The organism is Aeromonas sp. D3, assembly GCF_027705025.1.
Classification (GTDB): Bacteria; Pseudomonadota; Gammaproteobacteria; order Enterobacterales; family Aeromonadaceae; genus Aeromonas; species Aeromonas salmonicida.
Window position 1 is genome coordinate 33,373 of sequence record NZ_JAPDBE010000043.1, and the last position, 8,960, is coordinate 42,332.

At 61.2% G+C, this 8,960-nt stretch carries 7 protein-coding genes and 2 pseudogenes; 7 read left to right on the forward strand and 2 right to left on the reverse strand.

Annotated elements, in window-relative coordinates; all coding sequences use genetic code 11:
- Positions 1-164: 164 nt before the first annotated feature.
- From OKC28_RS19370 to OKC28_RS19385, 4 genes and pseudogenes are all read left to right on the forward strand, one after another.
- A pseudogene (locus OKC28_RS19370) lies at positions 165-269 on the forward strand (DNA-binding response regulator); the annotation flags it as partial.
- An 87-nt stretch (positions 270-356) separates the two neighbouring features.
- Complete coding sequence (locus OKC28_RS19375) at positions 357-938, forward strand: TetR/AcrR family transcriptional regulator (RefSeq protein WP_005312128.1); 582 nt, start codon at positions 357-359, stop codon at positions 936-938.
- Positions 939-1,008: 70 nt separating this feature from the next.
- Positions 1,009-1,878: an alpha/beta hydrolase gene (locus OKC28_RS19380; RefSeq protein ID WP_021139083.1), complete on the forward strand. Its 870-nt coding sequence runs from the start codon at positions 1,009-1,011 to the stop codon at positions 1,876-1,878.
- A 123-nt stretch (positions 1,879-2,001) separates the two neighbouring features.
- Positions 2,002-3,147: a patatin-like phospholipase family protein gene (locus OKC28_RS19385; protein WP_021139084.1), complete on the forward strand. Its 1,146-nt coding sequence runs from the start codon at positions 2,002-2,004 to the stop codon at positions 3,145-3,147.
- 31 nt (positions 3,148-3,178) lie between these two features.
- On the opposite strand, the pseudogene OKC28_RS19390 reads toward OKC28_RS19385, so the two are convergent.
- Positions 3,179-3,512 (reverse strand): annotated as a pseudogene (locus tag OKC28_RS19390) (TrkA C-terminal domain-containing protein); the annotation flags it as partial.
- Positions 3,513-3,688: 176 nt separating this feature from the next.
- Here OKC28_RS19390 and OKC28_RS19395 point away from each other — a divergent pair.
- Positions 3,689-4,609 carry a GGDEF domain-containing protein gene (locus OKC28_RS19395; RefSeq protein WP_034523696.1) on the forward strand — a complete coding sequence of 307 codons (921 nt, stop codon included), beginning with the start codon at positions 3,689-3,691 and terminating at the stop codon, positions 4,607-4,609.
- Between the two features lie 60 nt (positions 4,610-4,669).
- On the opposite strand, the gene tilS is transcribed toward OKC28_RS19395, so the two are convergent.
- Positions 4,670-6,040, reverse strand: coding sequence for a tRNA lysidine(34) synthetase TilS (gene tilS, locus OKC28_RS19400; RefSeq protein WP_034523697.1), 1,371 nt, complete (start codon positions 6,038-6,040; stop codon positions 4,670-4,672).
- A 128-nt stretch (positions 6,041-6,168) separates the two neighbouring features.
- Between tilS and OKC28_RS19405 the strand changes: the two genes are divergently transcribed.
- A complete protein-coding gene (locus OKC28_RS19405) occupies positions 6,169-8,199 on the forward strand; it encodes a M13 family metallopeptidase (protein WP_021139088.1) in 2,031 nt (676 codons plus the stop codon).
- Positions 8,200-8,313: 114 nt separating this feature from the next.
- Complete coding sequence (locus tag OKC28_RS19410; RefSeq protein ID WP_270690987.1) at positions 8,314-8,751, forward strand: PliI family lysozyme inhibitor of I-type lysozyme; 438 nt, start codon at positions 8,314-8,316, stop codon at positions 8,749-8,751.
- Positions 8,752-8,960 lie beyond the last annotated feature (209 nt).

Sequence of the window (8,960 nt, forward strand, 5' to 3'; positions counted from 1 at the left end):
CCAGGCGGTCATCGCCTTGCAGCAGATGGATATCAAGGACGACTGACCCCCTTGCCACCATCAAGGTCCATATCACTCCCGCCTTTCGCAAGCCCAGCGTCAAAAACCGCACCCAGGCGGTCATCGCCTTGCAGCAGATGGATATCAAGGACGACTGACCCCTTGCCACCATCAAGGTCCATATCACTCCCGCCTTTCGCAAGCCCAGCGTCAAGAACCGCACCCAGGCGGTCATCGCCTTGCAGCAGATGGATATCAAGGAGGATTGAGTCTGACCTGTGGCCTCTCCTGCCAGTTTCTCCCTCGACAATTAGCACGATCGTACTTTATGCTGCAGGGCCAACGAGGAGAGTGTGATGAGCAAGGGCCGTCTGACCCGCGACAACATTTTGCAGACTGCGTTTGAGCAGGCGAGCCAGCAAGGGCTGGAGAGCCTGACCATAGGCTCGCTGGCCTGTGCGTGCGAGATGTCCAAGAGCGGTCTCTTTGCCCACTTTCAATCCCGCGACAACCTGCAGATCGCCGTGCTGGAACACGCTGCCGAAGTGTTCCGGGAGCGGGTGATCCAGCCCGTGCGCCAGCAACAACACCAGAGCCAGCGCGAAAAACTTGTCGCCCTGCTCCAGGCCTGGTTGGCCTGGAATCAGTGTTTCGCCGGTCGCTGCATGTTCCTCGATGCCTGGACCTCGGCCCAGGAGGGTGACGTGCAACAGGCGGCGCGCCAGCTGGTGCGCTTCTGGCTCGACTACCTGGCCCGCCAGGTGGTGCAGGGTCAGGCGCAGGGGGAGTGGCGCCAGGATCTGGAACCCTGGCGCGCCGTCTATCGGCTATACGGCCTCTATCTGGCAGATCAGGTGTTCAATGCGCTGGACTTGTGTCAGGATCCCGCTCGCCACTTCTGGCCCGAAGTGGATGATCTGCTGACGAGCTGGCAATGATTTCTCGAATGACTTTTTAAAAACTCACAAAAAAGCACGACCGTTCGCACACAAAACAGACAGGACCATCATGAGCAGCAAGATCTACTTCAACACCCGCCGCTTCAGCCCGAGCAAATGGCTGCTGGGGCTTGGCACCCGATTGCATCACAGACTCGCCCCCGCTCACGCCAGGCGTACCGCCAGCAAGCTGCTGCTCACCCCCCAGCGCAATCAGCGGGATGAGGCGGCGCCTGCGGGCCTGGTGAAGCAAGCCGTGCACACCAGCGAAGGGATATTGATGAGCTATCGGCTCGGCCAGGGGCCGGTCTGGCTGTTGATGCACGGCTGGTCCGGCAGTGCCAGCCAGTTTTATCCGCTGATGAGCCATATCGCCGCCCAGGGCTTCACCGCCATCGCCTATGACCATCCGGCCCATGGCCACAGCGCCGGTCATACCGGCCACCTGCCCCGCTTCGTGCGCGCCTTTGACGAGCTGGTGGCCGAACTGGTCGTCAAATTCGGTCCCCTCAATGGCGTCATCGCCCACAGTATGGGGGGTGCCGTCACCCTCTCCAGTCGCCAACAAGCCCTCGACCAGTTGCCGCTGCTGCTTGTTTCGCCCGTGCTCGACTATGTGCCCCAGCTCTACGGCATGGTGGCCCGCTCCGGCTATTCCATCCGCCTGTTCGATGCGGTAGTGAAAGAGATTGAGCAGGAGTACCAGCATCCCCTCAGCACGGTCGACCCGCTGGGGCGTCTCGCCAGCCGCAGCGGCGCCGCCATCATAGTGCACGACGAGGAAGACAGGTTTGCCCCCTACGGCGACTCCCAACGAGCAACCCTGGATGGCCGTACCCGACTGGTCAGCACCCGTGGGTTGGGTCACGGCCGAATCCTTGCCAGTGCCCCCCTCTTTGCCGCCTTCGATAGCCTGGCAGGCTCCCATTCACCGGCATAACCACCGTTGAAATCAGCCTGCTGAAAAAATGGTGCGCAGACCTGTTTTTATATTCGATACAGCGCCTTATAGTTAAATTGCTCGGTGGCAACACCTTCAGTGGCAACCATAAGGCGCAGTATCATGGCCAGACCCAACACAGCTCTTCTCTTGACCGGTGGCGGTGCTCGCGCGGCCTATCAGGTCGGTGCCCTCAAGGCCATCGCCGAGTTTTATCCCCGCAATCTCGGCATTCCGTTTCCCATACTGTGCGGCACCTCGGCCGGTGCCATCAATGTCACGGCGCTGGCCTGCTATGCCTCCTGTTTCCACCTGGGGGTACGCAAGCTGGAGTGGGTCTGGCGCCGCTTCGAAACCCACCATATCTTCGACTTTCACCCCGGCAGATTGCTGTGGCGGCTGTTGTATGAAGGCTCGGCCGGGCTTATCAATCCTCACACCAATCACGCCTTTCACCTGTTTGACAACGCCCCCCTGCGCCGCCTGCTGGATCAGCTCATCGACTATCACCGCATCGACGACAACATCCTCTATGGCAGCCTGGAGGCGCTGGCCATCACAGCGTCGGACTATGATGACGGCCTCTCAACCACCTTTTTTCAGGGACGGGCCGACCATCTGCCGTGGGAGCGAGCCAGACGGCGCGGGGTGCGCACCCTGCTCACCTCGGATCACCTGCTGGCCTCCTCGGCGTTGCCGTTTGTCTTTCCGGCGACCCATATTGGCGACAAGTTTTACGGCGATGGTTCCATTCACCAGTTGAGCCCATTAAGCCCAGCCATCCATCTTGGGGCGGAGCGGATCCTGCTGATTGCGCTGGATCCACCTGCCCACTCGGCCCCCACCTTTCGCCATGGCCACCTGACCAGCTCCAACATCGCGAGCCACCTGCTCGATACCGTCTTTACCGATACCCTGAATTCGGATCTGGAGCGGCTATGGCGTATCAATCAGACCCTGGATCTCATACCCGAGCGGGAGCGCAGACGCCTGAAACTCAAACGGGTGGAGACCTGCGTGCTGAAACCGAGCCAGGATCTCGACACCATAGCGCTGGCCTATCTGCGCAAACTGCCTGTACACCTTCGCCGCCTGTTGCGGGTGCTGGGAGTGTCGGGGGACGAGACCAGCAGCCTGGCCAGCTTTCTGATGTTCTATCCCGGCTACTGCCAGCAACTGATCAAGCTGGGTTACCGGGACACCCTCAACGAGCGGGCGCGGGTCGAACAGTTTCTGGGGATTGAAGACGTGATGCGGGAAGAGGCGTAAATCAGCTTGTCGGCCTTGTGCAGCACAAGGCCTAACGCCCCTCCAGCAACTTTTGTTCTGCCTGCTCCATCGCTACCGCATTGCCAAACAACACCAGCCTGTCCCCTGCCGCCAGCCGCCAGCCGCAATTCGGGCCTGGGCTCCAGGCTCTGTTCACCGCGTTGCACCTCTTTTATTCGCACAGCGTCAAGCGCCAGCGCCTGGACAGTCTGCCCCACGGCCCAGGCCTGATCGTGCAGCAGCACGGGATGTAGACGCTCGAGCAACTGATCCGTCTCCAGATTGCTGGCACTCTGGTCCCCCCAGTAGAAGCCGTGCAAAAAGCGATACTGGCTGCTGCGTTCCAGCTCCATGCGCCGGATCACCGGCTGGCCGAAGCGCCGGAAAATCGCCACCAGCAAGACGGCGGCAAACAGCAGGATCAACACATCTGCGTACAAATTTTTCCTCCCTTTTTATCCACTTAAGCCTGATCAGCCGCCCTTGCTCACATTGAACATATTTTAGGCACAGGGATTGCAGGGAAGTGGCAGGTAGTAGGATGTATGAGGGCTGTACCGTGGAAAACACATCGTCATTGAATGGTTTGGGGCATGGCATCGAGTTGTGGGTTCGGCAGATGGAGCGGCTCACGCCGCTGGCAAGTCAGGATCGCAACCAGTTGCTCGAGCTGTTGCTGGCACAGTCGGATCTCGACAGCCTGCTGGCAACCTTTGCCGATCGTGCGGCAAGAGTTGTCCGTATACATAGCCTCTATTTTGACAACCCCCAGCCACAGAGGCTGATCCAGCAGCCGCCCCAGGCCAGCCTGACGCTCCACAGCTACCCGTTTGAACTGCGCGGCCAGCACGGTCAGCTGTTCGGCCAGTTGCACTACACCCTGGAACACATACTGAGCGGCAGCCAGCAGCGGATCCTGCAGCAATACCATCAGCTGCTCTGCCAACCGCTGCCCCTCTACCTGCGGCTGGCGCAGCTGGAGCAGCAAGTACGGCTCGATCACCTGACAGGGCTCGGCAACCGCTCCTATTTCGACGAGGCCATAGGTCGCGCCGTGGAGCAGCACAGTCGGGAATCCCACGGTCTGGTGCTGGTGCTGCTGGATCTCGATCACTTCAAGCAGATCAACGATACCTGGGGTCACCCGGTCGGCGATCTGGTGTTGAGCCGCTTTGCCCATCTGCTCCAGAGCTGCATCCGCAGCACGGATCAGGCCTTTCGCCTCGGTGGCGACGAGTTTGCCCTCTTGCTGCAACCCGCCGAGCCCGAGGCCTGGCGCCCGGTCTGGCTGCGGCTGCAACACATGCTGCTGACCCACAAGGAACTCAGCACCTTCTCGGTCGGCTGCAGTCTGGGGGCGGCCAGCTGGCAATCAGGGGTCGCAGTCCAGAGCCTGTATGAGGCGGCCGATGCTCATCTCTATGCCCGCAAGAAAGCCGGTAAAGCGGGTCTGCTGGATTGAGTACCACAGCGCCAGGATCGTAAAAAGGCCCGCCAGGCTAGCTGCATGGCGGGCCTGAGCTCACTGCGGGATGCCGCAGTCGGCCGCTGGCAGCCACTGCCACCCCATCCCCGCTTCTTGCGTCATAAATCCGTCACAGATAAAGAGTCCGGCTACTGCCGCCACCTGCTCGCCATAGTAGAGGATGGGAATACGGCCCCGCAGCCAGGAAGGTACCCCATACTCTTGCAGCAGCTTCTTGAAACGGCGGCTGCCGCTGCGCCCCACAGGTTTGAGCATGACACCGGGCGTCACCTGAAAACGCACCGACAAAGGCTCCCCCATCCCTGGCAACCTCAGCCCCTCCCCGTCCGGCCTTGCCGACACTTGCACCCGCCCCAGCCCATCGGGCAGGACCACGGACTCGCCGATAGTGACAGCCAGTTGTTCGTGACGGGGCGTCAACCCGGGCCGAACCAGGTGCAGCCGCCCCTGAAAACGGCGGCAATCGAGGTTTTTCAGGCTGAACTGAGGGTTGGCGTCCTCCCGCGCCAGCGCCACCTCCTGCCACAGCAGAGCGAGCTGATCCCGGGAGGGCATCTCGCCCCCCAGGCGGCGGATCCAGTAACGCAGCAAGTTGTTGCGCCGGGTGGGCGACAGGGTGAGCAGGGGCACAATCTGCAGCGATGAAGCCGGTAACGATGAAACGTGCAGCGCCTCCCCCCCACAGGCCAGCTGCCAGTCTTCTTCGGCCAGCTCCTCCAATAACGCCTCCTGCTCGGCGCACAGCGCCATGCTGCGGGCGGCGGTACGAGCCATGGCCGGCCAGCGCGCCTTGAGCTGGGGGATCAACTGCTGACGCAGAAAATTGCGGTCATAGCTCACGTCCTGATTGCTCTCATCCTCCACCCAGCCGAAGGGGAGGGTCGCCGCCGCCTCGGCCAATTCGGCGCGACTGAACTCAAGCAGGGGGCGCAACAAGAGGCCACCGGCAAAGGGCTGGCTCGGCAAGATCCCCGCCAGACCGCGCAGACCGGCACCTCGCTTGAGGGCCAGCAGCAAGGTCTCCAGCTGATCGTCCTGATGATGAGCGGTGAGCAGCCACTCCCCTTTTTCCTGCCTGGCGGCCAGCCGCTGATAACGGGCATCCCGCGCCTGTGCCTCCAGACTCTCGCCATTGCCACGCACCAGCTGCACCCGCTCCACCATGAGCGGCACCGCCAGTTGCTGACACACGGCTTCGCAGTGCGCGACCCACTCATCGGCGTGGGGGCTGAGGCCGTGGTGGACGTGCAGGGCACGCAGCGCAAGCCCATGCTCGCGGGCAAACTGCGCCGCCAACGCCAGCAACACTGTGGAATCGAGCCCGCCACTGAAGGCTACCAACAAGCCCCGGGAACCTTCCGGCTCTGGCAGGGTCTGACAAAAACGAGAATAAATACGAGAAATCATAGGCTTCCCCAAAACGACCTGGCCGATCTTAGCAGAGTCGGGCTTATCAAGCTGTAACCCGACTGCTAGAGTGATGTGCGCCCTGCGTGGGCAAGGAAGCTGAATAACCCGAATTGGAATCCAACAGAATGAACAACAAGAAAAGCATACTGGCCGGCCTCATTGGGTTGGCCCTGTTAGCCGGTTGCAGTCAGGCGCCGGACACGGCAGACAAGCACTCGGGCCTGGCACTGGCCAACATGGATACCCGGGTCAAACCCGGTGATGATTTCTTCCGCTACGTGAACGGTCACTGGCTGGCCACCGCCAAGATCCCGGATGACAGGCCCGCCGATGGTGCCTTCTATATGCTCAGGGACAAATCCCTGGCGGATGTACGAGTGCTGGTGGAAGGGCTTGATGCCAAGGCCCCCGCCGATACCCAGGCCCGGCAGATCCGCGATCTCTACACCAGCTATCTGGATCAGGCTGGTCGGAATGCCAAGGGCACAACACCGCTGCTGCCCCTGCTCGGCGAAATCGATCAGATCAGCGATCAGAACGGACTGGCTCGCGCCTTCGCCCGCTCTGGCCAGCTGGGGGGCGGCGCCCCGTTCGGCTTCTGGATCGGCGCCGATGCCAAGGCACCGGACAGCCATGCCGTCTATCTCTATCAGTCCGGGCTCAGCCTGCCGGACAGGGATTATTACCTCAAAACCGACGCCAGCAGCCAGGTCCTGCGCCAGAAATACGAGCAGCACATAGCCGGTATGCTGACACGCTTTGGCGAAACGGATGCGAACGCAAAGGCCAAGCGTATCCTGGCCCTTGAGACCAAACTCGCCCAGATCCAGTGGGACAACGTGACCCTGCGGGACAGGGAGAAGAACTACAACAAGGGCTCCCTCGGCGAGCTCAAGCGTCTCGCACCCCATATCGACTGGAACGGCTACCTTGGCCAGGCCGGTCTCGCAGCTCAGCAGAGCCTGATCATCGGCCAGCCCAGCTATCTTGCTGCCCTCGACGGCCTGATGCAGCAGACTCCCATCGGTGATTGGCAGGCTTACCTCAAGTGGCAGCTCATCACGGATTATGCCCCCTATCTCGACAGCCAGACCGACGCCCAGAATTTCGCCTTCTTCGGCACTACCTTGAGCGGCACCCCCAAGCAACGCGCCCCCTGGGAACGCGCCCTCGGCATACTGGACGATCACCTTGGGGAAGCGGTGGGCAAGCTCTATGTGGAGCGCTACTTCCCGCCCCAGGCCAAGGCCCGCATGGAGCAGTTGGTGGAAAACCTGCGCACCGCTTACGGCCAGAGCATTCAGGAGCTGGACTGGATGTCACCGGCCACCAAGACCCAGGCACTGGAAAAACTTGCCAAGTTCAGGCCCAAAATAGGCTATCCGGACAAATGGAAGGATTACAGCGCCATCGAAATCCGCGCCGATGATCTGGTAGGCAACCTGCAACGGGCTTGCGCCTTTGAATATGCCGACAGCCTGGCACGCCTGGGCAAGCCGGTGGACAGGGACGAGTGGCACATGTCGCCGCAGACGGTGAATGCCTACTACAACCCGAGCAACAACGAGATCGTCTTCCCGGCCGCCATATTGCAGCCCCCCTTCTTCGACATGCAGGCCGATGATGCCGTCAACTACGGTGCCATCGGCGGCGTCATTGGCCATGAAATGGGTCACGGTTTCGATGATCAGGGGGCCAAATCCGACGGTGATGGCGTGATGCGCGACTGGTGGACGCCGGCCGACCTCAAGGAGTTTCGCTTTCGTACCAGCCGACTGGTTGCCCAATACAACCGCTTCGAGCCCATCAATGGCCAGTTCGTCAACGGCCAGTTCACCCTGGGGGAGAACATTGGCGATCTGGGCGGTCTCACCATAGCCCACAAGGCCTATCTGCTGTCACTCAAGGGCGAGGAAGCCCCCGTGCTGGACGGCTTCACCGGCGAACAGCGCTTCTTCCTCGGCTGGGCCCAGGTGTGGAAAGGCATGTATCGCCCCGAGCTGATGCAGATGCTGCTCTCCTCGGATCCGCACTCCCCGCCGGAGTACAGGGTCAACGGCGTGGTGCCGAACATCCCCGCCTTCTACGAGGCATTCAACATCAAGCCGGGGGACAAGCTCTATCTGGACCCCGCCAAACGGGTCAAGATCTGGTAACGGACGCCCTGTGCGAAGAGCCGGGACAGGCATTGCCTGAACCCGGCTCACATATCAACATCCGTGACGGGCAGGAGATACCCGCCCGTCACCACAGTCACAAGGATCACATCCATGAAAGCCTTGCTCATGACACTCGGTCTGCTCACCCTGCCACTGACTGGTCAGGCGGCAGAAGGGTTCTTCAAACAGCTGACGCTGCCCACCGGTCAGGTGCTTGCCATCAGCGAGGGACGCGGTGAGCCCGCCTCCATCGGCAGCTACGACGTGCGTCTCTATTCCGGCGCCAACCCCCAGTTTCCCCTCGATCAGTTCATCGATGGCAAGGTACTGGCCCGAGATGGCAGCATCAAGGAGCTGAAGTTGCAGGATCTCAACGACGACAAGCAGCCCGAGCTCATCGTCATCATCGAAAGCGCCGGCAGCGGCAGCTATCGCAGTGCCGACGCCTTTACCATCAATCCACAGGAGGGGCTGGAGATCTTCAACCACGTAGAAGGGCTGGCCCCCGACGAGGATGTGATCCAGGCGCTCAAGACCCCCCGCGATTGACCCACCACTCTCAAACAGCCAAGGCCCCGCAATGCGGGGCTTTGACTTTGCTGGCGCAGCCGATAAGGCCAGTACCTCCGTGTACCCAGACCCGCCTCACCAGGGGGGCAAGAGACAGGGGCCCCCGATGGATAATGCCGATCAGTTAAGGATCCATTGACCGATCCTGCTGATGTGTAAAAATCCGAAACCTATTGATTGGTTTCGGA